Annotated in this window: 14 protein-coding genes; 6 read left to right on the top strand and 8 right to left on the bottom strand. The window is 63.5% G+C overall.

All coding sequences use genetic code 11. The features are described from left to right. Positions 1–45: 45 nt before the first annotated feature. A complete protein-coding gene (locus ABFX23_RS06125) occupies positions 46–288 on the bottom strand; it encodes a hypothetical protein (RefSeq protein WP_346032217.1) in 243 nt (80 codons plus the stop codon). On the opposite strand from ABFX23_RS06125, the gene ABFX23_RS06120 reads away from it, so the two are divergent. Continuing rightward, complete coding sequence (locus ABFX23_RS06120; RefSeq protein ID WP_346032216.1) at positions 269–1918, top strand: HupA family protein; 1650 nt, start codon at positions 269–271, stop codon at positions 1916–1918. The two genes, ABFX23_RS06125 and ABFX23_RS06120, sit on opposite strands and share 20 nt — an antisense overlap. Positions 1919–1980: 62 nt before the next feature. On the opposite strand, the gene ABFX23_RS06115 is transcribed toward ABFX23_RS06120, so the two are convergent. Continuing rightward, complete coding sequence (locus ABFX23_RS06115) at positions 1981–4911, bottom strand: YadA family autotransporter adhesin (protein WP_346032215.1); 2931 nt, start codon at positions 4909–4911, stop codon at positions 1981–1983. Positions 4912–5366: 455 nt separating this feature from the next. Between ABFX23_RS06115 and uvrA the strand changes: the two genes are divergently transcribed. Then, complete coding sequence (gene uvrA / locus ABFX23_RS06110) at positions 5367–8261, top strand: excinuclease ABC subunit UvrA (RefSeq protein WP_346032214.1); 2895 nt, start codon at positions 5367–5369, stop codon at positions 8259–8261. A gap of 97 nt (positions 8262–8358) precedes the next feature. Here uvrA and ABFX23_RS06105 read toward each other — a convergent pair whose 3' ends face one another. Then, positions 8359–8769 carry a hypothetical protein gene (locus tag ABFX23_RS06105; RefSeq protein WP_346032213.1) on the bottom strand — a complete coding sequence of 137 codons (411 nt, stop codon included), beginning with the start codon at positions 8767–8769 and terminating at the stop codon, positions 8359–8361. On the opposite strand from ABFX23_RS06105, the gene ABFX23_RS17745 reads away from it, so the two are divergent. The 3 genes from ABFX23_RS17745 to ABFX23_RS06095 are packed head-to-tail and all read left to right on the top strand — an operon-like array spanning position 8722 to position 10172. Beyond that, positions 8722–8829 (top strand): pentapeptide repeat-containing protein, encoded by a 108-nt coding sequence (locus ABFX23_RS17745; protein WP_428831651.1) that lies wholly within the window; start codon positions 8722–8724, stop codon positions 8827–8829. The genes ABFX23_RS06105 and ABFX23_RS17745 overlap by 48 nt on opposite strands. Positions 8830–8859: 30 nt before the next feature. Next, on the top strand, positions 8860–9495 hold the full coding sequence (locus ABFX23_RS06100; RefSeq protein WP_346032212.1) for a hypothetical protein: 636 nt from the start codon (positions 8860–8862) through the stop codon (positions 9493–9495). Then, the gene (locus ABFX23_RS06095) at positions 9492–10172 is read left to right on the top strand and encodes a nucleotidyltransferase family protein (RefSeq protein WP_346032211.1); all 681 of its coding nucleotides are present in this window, start codon (positions 9492–9494) and stop codon (positions 10170–10172) included. Before ABFX23_RS06100 ends, ABFX23_RS06095 begins: the two co-directional genes overlap by 4 nt. Before the next feature lie 2 nt (positions 10173–10174). Here the strand turns inward: ABFX23_RS06095 and ABFX23_RS06090 are convergent, their stop codons facing one another. Further along, positions 10175–10402, bottom strand: coding sequence for a hypothetical protein (locus ABFX23_RS06090; protein ID WP_346032210.1), 228 nt, complete (start codon positions 10400–10402; stop codon positions 10175–10177). A gap of 204 nt (positions 10403–10606) precedes the next feature. Here ABFX23_RS06090 and ABFX23_RS06085 point away from each other — a divergent pair, with 204 nt between their 5' ends. After that, complete coding sequence (locus ABFX23_RS06085) at positions 10607–11734, top strand: hypothetical protein (RefSeq protein WP_346032209.1); 1128 nt, start codon at positions 10607–10609, stop codon at positions 11732–11734. Between the two features lie 4 nt (positions 11735–11738). Here the strand turns inward: ABFX23_RS06085 and ABFX23_RS06080 are convergent, their stop codons facing one another. From ABFX23_RS06080 to ABFX23_RS06065, 4 genes are all read right to left on the bottom strand, one after another. Further along, complete coding sequence (locus tag ABFX23_RS06080; protein WP_346032208.1) at positions 11739–12320, bottom strand: septal ring lytic transglycosylase RlpA family protein; 582 nt, start codon at positions 12318–12320, stop codon at positions 11739–11741. A 777-nt stretch (positions 12321–13097) separates the two neighbouring features. Next, a complete protein-coding gene (locus ABFX23_RS06075; RefSeq protein ID WP_346032207.1) occupies positions 13098–14312 on the bottom strand; it encodes an argininosuccinate synthase in 1215 nt (404 codons plus the stop codon). Between the two features lie 63 nt (positions 14313–14375). Next, on the bottom strand, positions 14376–14933 hold the full coding sequence (locus ABFX23_RS06070; RefSeq protein WP_346032206.1) for a hypothetical protein: 558 nt from the start codon (positions 14931–14933) through the stop codon (positions 14376–14378). Continuing rightward, positions 14930–16279 (bottom strand): MATE family efflux transporter, encoded by a 1350-nt coding sequence (locus ABFX23_RS06065; RefSeq protein WP_346032205.1) that lies wholly within the window; start codon positions 16277–16279, stop codon positions 14930–14932. Before ABFX23_RS06065 ends, ABFX23_RS06070 begins: the two co-directional genes overlap by 4 nt. Positions 16280–16281 lie beyond the last annotated feature (2 nt).

Below are 16281 nucleotides of genomic sequence, written 5' to 3'. Positions count from 1 at the left end.
TCGCCCGCAGGGGTGGCGCGCCTGCTGGCATACCGGGCGCTCCCGCTAAGGCGCAAGAAGGGTACACATGCACTCCTTGAAGACGGTTTCGATCTCCAGCCTCGCGCTGGCACTGGCAGCGTGCGGCGGGGGCGGAACCTCAAGCGGCGGCGGCGGCCCGGTCATCACGCCCGGCCCCGCGCCCACGGCAACGCCGACACCTTCTCCAGCGCCGACGCCGACGCCGACGCCGACGCCGACGCCCACTCCTTCGCCCACACCCACGCCGGTGCCGACAGCACCGAACACCAGCGTGCAGCCGCCGCTGGAAACGGGCACATTCGCGACGCAGGCCGATATCACCGCCGTTACCTACGACCGCGGCGCGGCGCAGGCTTCTACGAAGGGCGATGGTTCGCAAGTCACCATCAGTTACGATGCGGCCGACAATGCCTACGTGATCGGGGTCGGGCCGCAGAATTACCGCTTCCTGCCGAGTGACGCGCTGCCCTCTGCCGGGAACTTCGCCTTTGCGAACAGCGCGAACGGAGAAGAGCGCAACCTCCTCCTCTCCACTGGCGACCAGGGGCTGATCGAACCGCGTCCGGAATACGTGCGGGAGGGGTTGTTCTACACCTCGAGCTACAATGCCATCGACGACGAGCGCGAATATTCCGCATCCAGCTTCGTCTTCGGCCTGCCCAGCGATGTGGCCGATATCGCGCCCAGGGGCCGGGCGGCGCATTTCATCACCCTTCGCGGCGCGCTGTCCGGGTCTTCCGCACAGGGTGCGCCGTACGACACGCTCTCGCTGTTGAGCGGCGTCGGCTCCGTCCAGGTCGACTTTGCCACCGGCAAGGTGACGATCGCCGCGAACACCTCGGTCAGCAACACGCAGGGCCAGTCGCGCGACGAGGCCAATGCGGGAACGCTGTCCGGCACAGCAGACTTGGCCTCGGGCGAGAACCTGTTCACCGGCAGCTTTACCGCCAACCATACCGACGGGGCCGGGGCGCTGGCGTTCAACGGCGACTGGTCGGGCCGGTTCTACGGGCCGGATGCGGACGAGGTCGGCGGCACGCTCTACGCAACCTCGGGCGACTACTTCTACAGCGCCAGCTTCGCGGGCCGCGAATACGATGCCGTCCTGCCCGGCGACACGCTGGCGAACCTCACCGGCGTCACACGTTTCCGCACCAGCCGCAATGCGAACCTGTTCCCGGAGGCAGGCGGCATCGAATCCCTGCTGAGCGAATATTTCCTCACCTACGACGCGGCGACGCAGCGGTGGGAAGTGGGGACGAGCCAGTTCACCATCGGCTTCGGCCCCGGCAACCGGGTCTCCGCGCAGGATGCGAACGACCTGCTTGCCTACCGCGCCACGCAGCCGGTGGCGGGTGGGGGCGAGGTGCAGTACGACATCGGCCTGTTCGACGGCAGTTCGCAGGGCGTGGCGCTGACCTATACCAGCTTTGCCCGCGTGATCGGCACCCGACTGGACGCGGGCGGCGCGGTGGAGGCAACCTCGCTCGACTGGATCGCCTTCGGCATTGCCACGCCGCTCGACCAGATACCGCTCACCGGCAGCGCCAGCTATACGGGGCGCACGGCGGGCACCCTGCGGCAGGGATCGGACATCCTGGCGGAGTTCGGCGGCACCTCGCTGCTGCGGGTGAATTTCGGCGACCAGACGCTGACCGTGCGGATTGCACCGAGCGGCGTAGACGCGGGCGGTGTGCCCATCGCCTACGGTATCTACGATTTCGCCGGCGCATTGTCGGCGGTGACGGGCGAGATCGAGGCGGACCTGAACGGCGGGAACGGCTCCCTGCTGGGCCGCTTCTTCGGTGATGCCGCGCAGGAGTACGGCGCCACCTTCAGGATCGAGGACGCAGGGCTGGGCACGCTCGACGGGGTCAGCTTCGGGAAGCGCGACTGAAAAAGAGAAGGGCGCGCCACCCGGCTGGGTGACACGCCCTCCTCCTGTCTGCCGATCTGGCGTTAGAAGCTGATACCGGCCCCGGCGCTGAAGCCGCCCTTGCCGTTGGTATCGATCGTGCCGCCCACGCTCAGCACGCCCGCGCCGTCGTTGAACGTGGTGGACGCGCCGATCGCAAAGGCCGTTTCGCCGCGGTAGTGGCCGATCGCGCCGCCAACCATCGAGCGGCCCGGATCCATCGTCTGCGGGACGCCCGCGAGAGCCATGGCGCCCGCGGTTCCGGCAAAGGCCTCGTCGCGCAGTTCGTCGAGGTCGAAGGCCAGCTGGTCCAGCCCGGCGCTGATGATGTCGAACCGCTGGTCGGTATATTCCATCGAGCTGCTCATCACGTCGGCAAGCCCCGCCTGCAACTGCCCCAGGTTCACTGCGTCGTTCGCTAGCGTGCCGTTGGCGACGTTGTGCACCCGCACCGGCGCGGAGGAGTCGAGGCCCACGAAGGTCACGTCCTGCGTGATCGTGCCGCCGTTGCTCTGCGTCGGGTTGTCGGGATCGGAATACTGCACCGCGACGACCGTGCTGCCCGAGAGGTTGGCATTGATCGTCGCGATGTCCGAGGTGTTCTGGTCGATATCCACACGGTTCTCTGCCACGGCTGCGTTGGTGGCCGCCAGCTGCGAACCGTTGACCGCGTCGGTCGACCCGGCTGCGACATTGCCCGCTGCCACGTTCGTCACGCGAACAGGATCGCCGCCGGCACCGATCAGCGCAGCGGTGTTGGTGGGCGTATCGCTCAGCATCGTGGGATCGGCATCTGCCACGTAGCCGATGGGGACGTTGGCAAGCTGCTGCTGCACTTCGACGATCGAGGTTTCGTTCACCGTCACGCGGTTGTCGATGTTGGCAATCGCGGTGCTGTTGTCCGCAATGTCGCCCTCGTTCACGGTAACGCGGGCATCGATGTCGCTGATATCGCCCTCGTTCACCGTAACCCGGTCGTCCAGGTTGGCGATCTCCGTAGTGTTGTTGGCGATATCGCCTTCATTCACCGTTACGCGGGCGTCGATATCGGCGATATCGCCCTCGTTGATCGTCACCCGGTCATCGAGATTGGCGATGTCGGTGGTATTGGTGGCGATGTCACCCTCGCTCACCGTCACGCGCGCGTCGATGTTGGCGATGTCGGTCTCGTTCGTGGTGACACGGTTGTCGAGGTCGACAATGTCGCCCTCGTTGGTGGTGACCCGCGTATCGAGATCGGCAACGGCCTCGTTGGTCTCGAACAGCTGGCTGCCGTTCACCGCTTCGTCGGACGTGGCGCTGACTTCGCCATCCCGGACATTGGCGAGCGTCGTGCCGCCGGCGCCGTCGAAGGTGACACTGGTGCGCGTCGCATCGTCATAAGTCACGCCCAGCGGATCGCCGTTGGTCTCGATCGCCAGGATAGCGTCGGCATTGGCCTGGATCGCCGCCGTGTTCGCATCCACCTGAGTGTTGGTGGCGAACAGCTGCGAGCCGTTGACGGCATCGCTGGAGCCTGCGCTGAGCGCGCCATCGGCGACATTGGTGACGGTCGTCCCGCCGGCACCGCCCAGGGTCACGCTGGCCTGGGTGGCATCGTCGTATTGCACCGCCGTATCCTGCAATTCCGCGATATCGGTGGTGTTCGTCGTGACGTCCGCCTGCAGGTTCGTAATGTCGGTGGTGTTTGTTGCCATGTCCGTCTGGAGATCGGCAATGTCGCCGGTATTCGCGGCTACGTTCTCGTTGGTTGCGAACAACTGGGAGCCGTTCACCGCCTCGTCCGACGTTGCGCTTACCTCGCCATCGGCCAGATTGCCGATGGTGGTGCCGCCGGCACCGCCCAGGGTCACGCTGGCCTGGGTGGCATCGTCGTATTGCACGGCCGTGTCCTGGAGCGCCGCGATATCGGTGGTGTTCGCCGCAACGTCCGTCTGCAGGTTCGTGATATTCGTGGTGTTCGTGGCGACATCCGTTTGCAGGTCGGCGATATCGCTGGCGTTCGCGGCCACGTCCTGATTGGTGGCGAACAGCTGGGAGCCGTTGACTGCCTCGCCCGACGTTGCGCTTACCTCGCCATCGGCCAGGTTGGCGATGGTGGTTCCACCGGCACCGCCCAGGGTGATGGAAGTCTGCGTGGCGTCATCGTATTGCACGGCATTGGCGACCGCGCCGCTGACGCTGTCGATGGCGGCCTGCACCTGTCCGACGGTCGCGGCATCGGTCGGGGCGGAGCCGGGGGCGACGTTGGTGATCTGTCGCAGCGCGCCCGGCGCGCCCACCGATACCGAACCGACGGAGTCGAATGTCCCGGCAAGGAAATCGGCGGTGTAGCCGGTCTGCGCACCGCGATCCGCAATGGAGCCTGCGCCAAGGGCCACGCTGTTTGCTGCCGTTGCGCTGGCATCCGTGCCGATGGCGATGGCACCGTTCGCGCCTACTGTGGTGGAAGCGTTGTTGCCCAGCGCAATGGCGTCGAGCTCTCCGGCCGATGCCGTCAGTCCTTCCGCTCCCAGCCCGGTGATCTGGTTGCCACCGATGGCAAGCCCTGCTTCGTCGCTCAGCGTGTAATTGTCTGCCTGGAGGTTGCAATCGCCGGGCGATACCAGGTTGCCGTCGGTATCGAGAACCTGAAGCGTAACCGCGTCTCCGGACGCAAGCGCCGCAGTGGTCTCCGCGATGCCGAGATCCACGTCGGGAATGTCGAGCAGGTCGATCGTGCCGATGCCGAGGTCCAGCTCGATACTGAGCAGATTGTCGTAAAGCGTTTCAAGCCCTGTCGCCGTGGGTACGACCGTGGTGTTCAGCACATCCGTCAGCACGGAATCGTCGAGGGATATTCCGGTGCAGACATCGACGACCGGCTGGAGAGCCTGGGCCTGGACGGGCTTGGTAAGTCCCGGTGCGGTCAGGCTGGCCACGCCAACCCCGGCCATCATCGTCGCTCGGAGAATCGCGGTGTTTGTCTTCCTCATTTCTCTTCCTCTCTCATTCCCGTCCAAGGTATTGAGATTATGGAGATTTTAGGAAGAGCCGCGTTAAGAGTATGCTACCGCGAATTAAGTGCAGATTGCGCAAAATGCGTACTCTTGAAAGATGGCAGATCGTCAGCCTACCTCGCCGGATCAGCGAAATTCAGCGGGTTTTCAGACGGCGGAAGAACAAACGGTTAATATTTGGTTAACCCTAATCGCGACTTGTTCACGCATATTGATAAATTTTCCGCGGTTCGATTTTCGAGCGTGATTTCAACGATTTCGGCCAGGCATAGCGTTACGGGAATCGCGCCAGCGGCGCACTACGGCTTTTGGGCTGCCTTGCGTCAGTTGCCGGAACATTATAGGAACAGATGCGGACCGGCCACCTTCGGTCAGGCACGGACTTCAGGCCCACTGGACTTGTGACATACAAGGCCCCACTTGGACGGCTTATGGCTCTTACCAAAATCTCCGTAAAAGGCGCTCGCGAACATAACCTCAAGGGGGTCGACATCGACCTTCCGCGCGACAGCCTGATCGTCATCACCGGGCTTTCCGGCTCCGGCAAGTCGAGCCTCGCGTTCGACACCATCTATGCCGAGGGGCAGCGACGCTACGTGGAGAGCCTCTCGGCCTACGCGCGCCAGTTCCTGGAAATGATGCAGAAGCCCGATGTGGAGCACATCGACGGGCTCTCTCCAGCGATCAGCATCGAGCAGAAGACCACGAGCCGCAACCCGCGCTCCACCGTGGCGACCGTTACCGAGATCTACGACTACATGCGCCTGTTGTGGGCGAGGGTGGGCGTTCCCTACTCGCCTGCCACCGGACTGCCGATCGAGGCGCAGACCGTCTCTAACATGGTCGACCGGGTGATGGAATTGCCCGAAGGCACGCGGCTCTACCTGCTTGCCCCCGTGGTGCGCGGCCGCAAGGGCGAATACCGCAAGGAACTGGCCGAGTGGCAGAAGGCGGGCTTTACCCGCGTACGCATCGACGGCGAGATGTACGCGATCGAGGACGCGCCTGCGCTCGACAAGAAATTCAAGCACGACATCGAGGTGGTGGTGGATCGCCTCGCGGTGAAGGAAGGGCTGGAAACGCGGCTGGCGGACTCGTTCGAACAGGCGCTGAAGCTGGCCGAGGGGCTGGCCTACGTGGACCTCGCCGATGGCGTGGTGCGGGGGCGCGAGGACGAGGCCGACAGCGGCGGCAACCTGAAAGGCGCAGGCATCCCTGCCAACCGTATCGTGTTCTCAGAGAAATTCGCCTGCCCGGTGTCGGGCTTCACCATCGAGGAGATCGAGCCGCGCCTGTTCTCCTTCAACGCCCCGCAAGGCGCCTGCCCCACGTGCGACGGCATCGGCGAGAAGCAGCTGTTCGACCCGCAACTGGTGGTGCCGAACGAGGAACTGAGCCTGAAGAAGGGCGCCGTGGTGCCTTGGGCCAAGTCCAACCCGCCGTCGCCCTACTACATGCAGGTGCTCGGCAGCCTGGCGGCGGAATACGGCTTCGACCTCACCACGCCCTGGAGCGACCTGAAACCCGAGCACCGCGATGTGATCCTCTACGGCACTAAGGGCAAGCGCGTGCCGCTCACCTTCAAGGACGGGCGCAAGGAATATACCGTGCAGAAGGCGTTCGAGGGGGTGATGGGCAACCTCAACCGCCGCATGGCGCAGACCGAGAGCGCGTGGATGCAGGAGGAGCTGGCCCGCTTCCAGACCGCGCAGCCGTGCGAGACCTGCGGCGGCGCGCGCCTGAATGAAAAGGCGCGCGCGGTGAAGATCGTCGATACCGACATTTCCCAGCCCACGCGCCTCAGCGTCTCCGATGCGCTCGAATGGTTCGAGGCGCTGCCGGAGAAGCTCACCGCCACGCAGAACCAGATCGCGCGCGCCATCCTCAAGGAAATCGTGGAGCGGCTGGGCTTCCTCAACAACGTCGGCCTCGACTACCTCAACCTCGACCGCACCAGCGGCACCCTGTCCGGGGGCGAGAGCCAGCGCATCCGCCTCGCATCGCAGATCGGCTCCGGCCTGTCGGGCGTGCTCTACGTGCTGGACGAGCCGTCCATCGGCCTCCATCAGCGCGACAACGACCGGCTGCTGGAAACCCTCAAGCGTCTGCGCGACCTCGGCAACACCGTGATCGTGGTGGAGCACGACGAGGACGCCATCCGTGCGGCGGACCACGTGGTGGACCTTGGCCCCGGCGCGGGCGTGCACGGCGGCGAGGTGGTGGCGCAGGGCACCCTGAATCAGGTGCTGAAGGCCAGGAACTCGCTCACCGCCGATTACCTGACCGGCCGCCGCAAGATCGAGGTTCCGGAAAAGCGCCGCAAGGGCAACGGCCACAAGCTCACCGTCCACGGCGCGCGGGCGAACAACCTCAACAACGTCACCGCCTCGATACCCCTGGGCACCTTCACCTGCGTCACCGGCGTCAGCGGGTCGGGCAAGTCCAGCTTCACCATCGACACGCTATATGCCTCCGCCGCGCGCACGCTCAACAACGCCCGCGTGGTGGCCGGCGCGCACGACAAGGTGACGGGCCTGGAATACTGCGACAAGGTGATCGAGATCGACCAGTCGCCCATCGGCCGCACCCCGCGCTCCAACCCCGCCACCTACACCGGCGCCTTCACCAATATCCGCGACTGGTTCGCAGGCCTGCCCGAAGCGCAGGCGCGCGGATACAAGCCGGGTCGCTTCAGCTTCAACGTGAAGGGCGGCCGGTGCGAGGCGTGCCAGGGCGACGGCCTGATCAAGATCGAGATGCACTTCCTGCCCGACGTCTACGTGACGTGCGAGGAATGCGACGGCAAGCGCTACAACCGCGAAACGCTGGAGGTGAAGTTCAAGGGCATGTCCATCGCCGACGTGCTGGACATGACGATCGAGGACGCGGAGGAATTCTTCAAGGCCGTGCCCCCCATCCGCGACAAGATGCACATGCTGAACGAGGTGGGCCTCAGCTACGTGAAGGTGGGCCAGCAGGCCACCACGCTATCGGGCGGGGAGGCGCAGCGCGTGAAACTGGCCAAGGAACTGTCGAAACGCAGCACCGGGCAGACGCTGTACATCCTCGACGAGCCGACCACCGGCCTGCATTTCGAGGACGTGCGAAAGCTGCTGGAAGTGCTTCACCGATTGGTGGACCAGGGCAATTCCGTGGTGGTGATCGAACACAACCTCGACGTGATCAAGACCGCCGACTGGCTGCTGGACCTCGGCCCGGACGGCGGTGTGCGCGGCGGCGAGATCGTCGCGCAGGGGACGCCGGAGGAGGTTGCCAGCGTGGAGGGGAGTTATACGGGGGCTTATTTGAAGCCGATGTTGGGGTAGTCGATTGAGCACACTCAAGTGAGGACGATTCCTTTCCAGTTGTCTGAATCACGGGAAAAATTGTCGAAACCGGTTGGGCAGGCTACGCCACTGATCATTAGGTAAGTCCAACGAGGAGGGCGATGTGTTGACAACAATCAGATCGTTTTTCGCCCGCGAGAAAGTCAAGCCGGTCCAAAAGGCGGAGCCGAAAAGCCACCATTATACAGGCCACATGGGTCATCGGCGCAGAGACTGCTGGTGGGACCCAATTCACAATCCGGATCTCGATGGAAATTTGACCGAGGGCAGCTGGGATTTCGATCAGACGGCTGGCCCCTGCGAGAAATACTTTATTGGACAGCACCTCGATGGCGTTGTTTCGCGGGGGGATACTTTCAAGATCATTGGTATTACATTCAAAAACTGCGATTTTCAGGGCCTTTTCGATTCGGACACACTGTTCATGTTCGACCGATGTATCTTTATCGGATGTGATTTTGCCTATTCGAGTTGGCGAGATACCCATTTCAGAAGTTGTTCGTTTGAAAGCTGCTCTTTCTCCCTATCGCATTTTAGTCGTTGTTAGTTTCGGAATAACACCTTCAAAAAAATAGGGATGTCAGGCAGCAAAACTGATTTTGATCGAACGTTTCTCACCAATCCAAGTGATTTGATTGAAGCCGGATTCAGCGGCGTTCAAGAAGATAGCGCAGGGATCAGAAACAGGTTGTATCAGTGGTTTAGACTTCAAGGCACGCGAGCACATCTCGCTAGGACCTTGCTGTCTTCACATGATTCCGTTGGTGACGATCACACCTTTTATAAGACTGCAAAATTACACGACCTTCAGCAGTCTAAGGCCAAGATTGCGTCTGATCTCTTTCACGTATTGTTCCCCGAGAACCGTAATCGGATTGCGTCCGCTTTTGGCTTGGTTTTCAACATTCTCGAGAATTTGCTTTTGCGGCTAATCGGAGTGCTCAATGGCTGGGGCGCCTCGGCATTGCGCCCATTGATGGGTATCGCCGCGCTATGGTTCGTAGCGGGATTGGCTTACTTACATCTCTTTGAATTCTCGCAGCCTTGGCGAAAGAGTTTCAACATCACAATCTTGGCTGGATATAGCAACGAATATGCTAGCGATCTGGGGTCTAATCTCGTACTTTTTCAGAGTATCCATGCGATGCTTGCGGTGATCTTCTACACCGTCTTTTTCGGTACGATTATCGCAAAATTGTCGAGGGTTAGATGAGTTTGGCTATCGTCCTCTATGGTAGTCGAGCAAGGGGTGATGCACGCGAAGACTCTGACGTAGATGTCTTGGTAGCTGCAAAAACAGGAAAGCTGTTGAGTCCAAGAAAATTTGATGGACTTAGCGTACATTTTTATCCGCAGGATTGGATGATTTCGAGGGCGGCGGAAGGAGACTTGTTCGCCTGTCACATTGCTTTCGAAGGTGTTTCGGTTTTTGAGGCGCAGAGTTTCCTTGATGAAATGCGTCACAGCTTTCAACGGAAGCGAAGTTATCAGAAGGAGCGCGATATTGCTGTCGCGGTTTTAAGCCTTACTGCGCGGTCGGATTGGACTTTCAACGATGAAATTCGACGGCGCTTCTTCTGGTCGATACGCACTCTTGCGCTGACGATTTTAGCTGAACGGAAAGAAGCCGATTTTTCACTGGCCGGTCTAGATCGCGCTCTTGGTAGGCAAGATGTAGCGGACCTTTTTCGGAATCGTGAGGGCGTAACATTCGAGATTTGTAAGCAGATCGCAAACGAAATTCTGCAAGATCACGATACGTACGAAGGAATCTCGACGAGTTCCCTCGTGCGATTTTTAATAAAACAGGGTGGTATCGGATTGAATACTGCCAAACTCGTCGAGATGGACGAAGCTATAAATGTTGGTTCACTCCCAACATATATCTGAAATCACTCCCCACGCCCCCCACACCCACCCTCCGGCACCTTCCTCCCCATCGTCCAGTTCCCCTGCATCCGCACTTTCGGGTTGGGCGCGCACCAGATTTCTCCGTTTTCATTGAGTGCCGTCACCCAGATCAGGTGGTGTTCGGGGCCGTAGTCGATCACCGCGACGGCGTAGCCCTTGCCCTTGTCGATGATCGTCACGGGCAGGGGCGGGTTCAGTTGGGTGAGCATGGGGCGGGTCCGGTCTGTACATGGGTTGCAGTCGTTAGGGGTTGCAGTCGTCAGGGGTGCAGGGTCGCAACGCGCCGCCCGCGCGAATGGGGGCGAGGTTGCTTTTTGCTAAGCGGGGCGGGTGACGGGGAGGCGTGTTGGCGCTTTCCTACCGGGGCGGCGCTGTGGCTCCCTCTCGCGGTCCTGACACTTACGGAGCCGCTCATGTCTCGCCATACGTCCATCGACCGTTTCACCCTTCCCAAAGACATTCCCGACCTCGCGCCCGAACTAGCACCGGGCGAAATTCCCTCGCCCACGGATGCCTGCTGGAGCCGGCCCGGCGGCGGCGATCCTGTCGATCACGCGCCCAGTCCCGCAAACACGCCCGCACGCCCGAAAACGTCCGCTCCGCACGGGGAAGCCGCGCGGGGCTATGTGATGCGCTCTGCCGCGGGGCGCGGGTGGGCGCCGGAGGGGGAGGTTCGCGAGCCTGTCACCATGATGGAGGGGTTGCCGTGCACGGCGGAGGACTTGCGGCTCATGGCGCTCGATGCTGCCCACCCCGCTGCGACTAACCTCGCCTGCGGCTCGGAAAGTCTCGCTCCCTTCCCGGTGGCGGGAGGGGCTGGGGGTGGGCCGTCCTCGCACGCCCGGCCCAAATCCCGCCCTGGCCCTGTGCCGCTGCTCACCCCGGCGAAGCAGGCGGCGTTCTGCTCGGCTCTGGCGGAGCATGGCAATGTGCGCCTCGCGTGCCGGGCGGTACAGGTCTCTCCGCAGACGGCCTACCGAGCGCGGCGGGCCTCATACGCCTTTCGCAAGTGCTGGGATGCGGCGCTGGTGCTGGCGCGCGACCATGCCGAGCAGGTGCTGGCCGACCGCGCGCTGAACGGGGTGGAGGAAAAGGTCTTCTACCACGGGGAGGAGGTCGCCACGCGCACCCGCTATTCCGACCGCCTGCTGCTCGCCCACCTGGCGCGGCTCGACAAGCGGGCCGAGGCGCGGGAGGTGTGCGACGATTGCCACGCGCCGCTGATGGCGGAGGAGGACTTCGACGAGGCGATAGAGGCGCTGGAAGCGGGCGAGGGGGAGGGTCCGGAATTTGCTTCAGGACAGTGTTCCATGTGTTCCACATTCGCCTGCGACGAGGGCGTGCCGGACACGCCGCCGGTGCCTTTGGAGCAGCGCCTCGCAGCGATGCAGGCTGCGCTGCCGCCCGATGCCGAGGCGCAAAGCGGCATGACCGACGCGCAGTGGCGCTGGGCGGAACCGGAGCGGCTCTGCGCTTACGAGGCTGGGGAGGAGGACTGGTGGCTGGCGCGCCCGGAAGAGGTGGGCGCGGCGGAGGACTAGGGGCTCAGCTGTCGAGCAGTTCCAGCTCCACCCGGCCATGCCCGGCGCGCACGATGCCGATCTCCTCTGCCGCGGCGCGCGACAGGTCGATATGCCGCCCGCGCACGAACGGCCCGCGATCGTTGATGCGCACCACGACGGAAGCGCCGTTGCGCGTGTTCGTCACCCGCACGCGGCTGCCGAAGGGCAGCGTCTTGTGGGCGGCGGTAAAGTCATGCATGTCGAACGCCTCGCCGCTGGCCGTGGGCCGACCGTGGAAGCGGCGGCCGTAGTAGCTGGCGATGCCGGGGCCGATGGGGGTGGCGGCGGGCTCGGCAGGCTCGATGGTGGTGATGTCCACCGCGTGATCGGGCAGGGCAGGCTCCGCCGGGATGTCGAACCGGGCGAAAGCGGTTTCGAACTGCGCTTCCTCGCTGGGCTGGAAGGCGGGCTGGTCCGGCTTGGCAACGGGCGCGAGATCGGCGCTCAGCGGCGCGGTCGCAGGCGCGTCCTGCGCAAGGCCCATGCCTCCGCCGCCCAGCAGGGCAAGTGCGGCAATCGGTGCCAGCCAGCGTCCGAAAGCGCGATGGGGATTGGTCCCGTCCATGGCAGGGGGCTTAGCGCAAGAAGGTTGAGACACCGAGTTCGGGCAGGGCCGGTTGCCGCTGAGCCGGGGCGACTGGTCGCGAAATGAGGCGAAAATGCGACGAACCGATGGGCCGAAGGGAACGCGGGCTGTCCTAACCACGAAAAATGGGGTCGGTATCGCTACCGACCCCACTCTCACCGGCGGTGGGTTCCTTGAAGGAACGCTTATCGCCTGGCGTGTCTCCGTCTGTTCCGCCCCCTTTCGGGTTTGGCCATCGGGATATGTCGCCCGGCGCTCGCGCCGGTGCCGGACCGGTGCCTTGACAAGTCAGGGGGCCTGAGGCCGGTCCCGACAGGTCTGGCTGCCTGTCCGCAACCGGGGCTGTTACTCTGGTGTCTCGAGCGGTTCGTGTTGCAGCAAGCTGCGCCTCGATCCATCGACACCGGGGTTCATCGCTCCGGCTGTCCGATGATAGATCTTCGCGGTCTCGACAGTCCGGGATGGTGTCGCCCGAAGGCTCCGTTTTCCCTTTCCTACTCCGCAATGATGCTGTCATCGCGTCGAGATCGGTTCGGTTTCCGTCTTCCTGTCTCGGCAGGCGATCCAGGGAGGCGATCCGTCTTCGCTCTCGATGAATTGAGAATGCGCCGGAGAGCCGAGTCGGGCAAGGGCGCGAGCGTCGACTTATCCACTTCTTGGCGAAATGCCAGTGGACAAGGGTGGATAAGTCAACGGCTCGGCGTAGATCGTGAAACTTTCTCGCTGTTGCAGCAGGAAAGTCACGTTTTCACTGGCCTAGCGGTCCCGCTGGGCGAGCAGGCGCAGGCGCAGCGCGTTCAGTTTGATGAAGCCTGCCGCATCAGCCTGGTCGTAGGCACCGGCATCGTCCTCGAAGGTGACGTGCGCCTCCGAGTAGAGCGAATTGGGCGACTTACGGCCCACGACGCTGGCAAGACCCTTGTAGAGCTTCAGGCGGACGGTGCCGTTCACCTTCTCCTGGCTGAGGTCGATCGCGGCCTGCAGCATCTCGCGCTCCGGGCTGAACCAGAAGCCGTTGTAGATGAGCTCTGCATACTTCGGCATCAGCTCGTCCTTGAGGTGCGCGGCGCCGCGATCGAGGGTGATCTGCTCGATCCCGCGGTGGGCGCGGGCATAGATCTCGCCGCCGGGTGTCTCGTACATGCCGCGCGACTTCATGCCCACGAAGCGATTCTCGACAAGGTCGAGGCGGCCGATCCCGTGCTTGCGGCCAAGGTCGTTGAGCGCAGCAAGCAGGGTGGCCGGGCTCATTGCCTCGCCATTGAGGGCAACGCCGTCGCCCTTCTCGAAATCGATGGTGATGTATTCGGGCGTGTCGGGCGCGTCTTCCGGGTGATCCGTGCGCGAATAGACGTAGTCGGGTGTCTCTTCCCACGGGTCTTCCAGCACCTTGCCTTCGGACGAGGTGTGCAGGAGGTTCGCGTCGGTGGAGAAGGGGCTTTCGCCGCGCTTGTCCTTCGGCACTGCGATCTGGTGCGCTTCCGCCCAAGCGATCAGCGCGGTGCGGCTGTTGAGGTCCCACTCGCGCCAGGGGGCAATCACCTTGATGTTGGGATCGAGCGCGTAGGCCGACAGCTCGAAACGCACCTGGTCGTTGCCCTTGCCGGTGGCGCCGTGAGCGATGGCATCGGCGCCGGTCTCGTGCGCGATCTCAACGAGGCGCTTGGAGATCAGCGGGCGCGCGATGGAAGTGCCGAGCAGGTAGTCGCCTTCGTAGCGGGCGTTGGCGCGCATCATCGGGAAGACATAGTCGCGAACGAACTCCTCGCGCACGTCCTCGATGAAGATGTGCTTGTCGGGGATGCCCATGGCACGGGCCTTGGCGCGGGCAGGCTCGATTTCCTCGCCCTGGCCGAGATCGGCGGTAAAGGTCACGACTTCGAGGCCGCGCTCGCTCTCGAGCCACTTGGCGATGACACTGGTATCGAGGCCGCCGGAGTAGGCGAGCACGACGCGTTTGATTTCAGACATGGCCGAATCCCGTTCACACAATTTGCGCGGCGGCGGTTAGCAGCGCATTTCGCTTACGGCAAACTAGGGAATCTCTCTGGCACCCAATTGAGGGTTCTTGCGGCTGATGTAGTTCAGCCATGCCTTCGGACGGCGCAGGTAGTCTTCCGGCACGTCCGCCTCCAGCCCGACAACCCGGGCAAGGGCGGCCACGAAGTGGATGCAGTTGTTCTCGTCGAGGTCGTAGTAGTCGCCGGGATAGTCACGCCAGGCGAGAACGGTGGCAAGCAGGCGACGGTATTCCCGGTCGCTCACCGTCACCGTGAAATGGCGGTTGGTCGCGGCAATGGTCCGCTCGGTCTCGGTCATGATCATGTGTTCGGCGGGGCCGGAGGAGATCGCCTGCGAGGTGTAGCGGGCGGAGAAGCCGTAATTGGCATCGACCTTCGTGCCGTCGTCCAGCTCGCCCTTCAGCACCACGAAGGTGTGTGGATAGCGACCCCAGAGGACCGAACCGTTGAAAGAATGGAACGAGACCTGCACGTCGGCCTGTGCCGGAGTGGCAAGACCCACGGCGGCGACGGCCAGCAGCACGGCGGCGACCATGCGGGCAGTAAAGCGTGAAAGCACCTGGGGGATCATGCGGATTTCGGAGCCCTTGTCTGGCGGATGTCCTTGAGCAGTGCGGGGAAATACAGTGCGAGGCCTCCTGCGCGCAAGAGATAGCTGGCCGTCATGGCGATCCAGGCGCCGGTGTTGTCGTAGGGACGCAGCAGCAGGTCCAGCGCAATGTATAGGGTCGTAGCGGCGCCCCCCGCATTCCGCAGCGCCCGTCCGCGCGTGGTGCCGATGAACACGCCGTCCATCATGTAGCTGGGCATCCCGATCAGCGGGATCAGCGCGGCAAAGGGCAGGTAGGTGCGGGCCACTTCGCGCACCTCTGCGTCCGTGGTGAGAAAATCGATCAACGGTCCGCCCAGAATGAAGAACGCCAGCGCCAGCAAGGCGCCGCTCAGCAGCGAGAACTCGCCTGTGAGCCGGATTGCGCGCATGAAGCGGTCGCGGTCTCCTTTGCCGTAGGCGCTGCCGACGCGCTCTTCTGCGGTAAAGGCGAAGGCATCGAGGATGAAGGCCGCGAAGCTGACGAATTGCAGCAGGACGTGGTTGGCCGCCAGCGTGGCTGCGCCGAGGCGCGCGCCGGCATTGGCGAACCACGTGAAGAGGATAAGCAGCGCGACCGTGCGGATCATGATGTCGCGGTTCACGGCGAACAGCTTTCCCAGCCGCGCACGGTCGGTGAGCAGCGAACGCGGCGTGCGCGAGACCAGCGCAAGGATGTTGGCTCCCGCCACGCGGCCCACGATCAGCAAGCCGAGTAGCAGCGCGATCCCTTCCGCGCAGGCCGTGCCGAGCCCGACCCCGTAGGCACCCAGGCCCATGCCCCAGACGAACCAGATATCGAGGCCCATGTTGGCCACGTTCATCGCGATCTGGAGCGCCAGCGCTTCCCTCGTGCGCCCAAGGCCCAGCAGCCAACCGTTGATGGCATAGACGGCCAGAGCCGCAGGCGCGCCGAGAAAGCGGCCCTGCATGTAACCGCTGGCCTCATCGTCTACGGCAGGCGTGCCGGACATGATAGCCAGCGCCGCCTCACGGATCGGCCAGCTGATCGCCAGCAGGACGAAGCCGAGACCCAGCCCGAGGGCAAGAGCGCGCAGCAGCAGCGCGTCCACTTCCGCCCTGTCGCCCGAGCCGTGCGCCTGCGCGGTCAGCCCGGTCATGCCCATGCGTAGGAACCCGAAGGTCCAGAACACCAGCGTGATGATCGTCGCGCCCAGCGCTACGCCGGCGAGCGCGGTCGCATCGCCGGTGCGTCCGATCACGGCGGTATCGACGATTCCGACGAGCGGCACCGATGCCTGCCCGAGCATGATCGGCCAGGCCTGCGCGAACACCGCGCGCCGGGTGAGGGGACTTGTTGCGGTCAAGA

It is taken from the genome of Erythrobacter westpacificensis, assembly GCF_039542285.1.
GTDB classification, from domain to species: Bacteria; Pseudomonadota; Alphaproteobacteria; order Sphingomonadales; family Sphingomonadaceae; genus Alteraurantiacibacter; species Alteraurantiacibacter westpacificensis.
This window is presented reverse-complemented; position numbering and strand designations above follow the sequence as displayed.

What these genes read in the sequence shown, in the direction of transcription:
- ABFX23_RS06085 (WP_346032209.1), top strand. Translation starts at nt 10,607, where the DNA reads ATGTCTCGCCATACGTCCATCGACCGTTTCACCCTTCCCAAAGACATT.
- ABFX23_RS06075 (WP_346032207.1), bottom strand. Translation starts at nt 14,312, where the DNA reads ATGTCTGAAATCAAACGCGTCGTGCTCGCCTACTCCGGCGGCCTCGAT.
- ABFX23_RS06090 (WP_346032210.1), bottom strand. Translation starts at nt 10,402, where the DNA reads ATGCTCACCCAACTGAACCCGCCCCTGCCCGTGACGATCATCGACAAG.
- ABFX23_RS06095 (WP_346032211.1), top strand. Translation starts at nt 9,492, where the DNA reads ATGAGTTTGGCTATCGTCCTCTATGGTAGTCGAGCAAGGGGTGATGCA.
- ABFX23_RS06080 (WP_346032208.1), bottom strand. Translation starts at nt 12,320, where the DNA reads ATGGACGGGACCAATCCCCATCGCGCTTTCGGACGCTGGCTGGCACCG.
- ABFX23_RS06100 (WP_346032212.1), top strand. Translation starts at nt 8,860, where the DNA reads ATGTCAGGCAGCAAAACTGATTTTGATCGAACGTTTCTCACCAATCCA.
- uvrA (WP_346032214.1), top strand. Translation starts at nt 5,367, where the DNA reads ATGGCTCTTACCAAAATCTCCGTAAAAGGCGCTCGCGAACATAACCTC.
- ABFX23_RS06115 (WP_346032215.1), bottom strand. Translation starts at nt 4,911, where the DNA reads ATGAGGAAGACAAACACCGCGATTCTCCGAGCGACGATGATGGCCGGG.
- ABFX23_RS06070 (WP_346032206.1), bottom strand. Translation starts at nt 14,933, where the DNA reads ATGATCCCCCAGGTGCTTTCACGCTTTACTGCCCGCATGGTCGCCGCC.
- ABFX23_RS06105 (WP_346032213.1), bottom strand. Translation starts at nt 8,769, where the DNA reads ATGGGTATCTCGCCAACTCGAATAGGCAAAATCACATCCGATAAAGAT.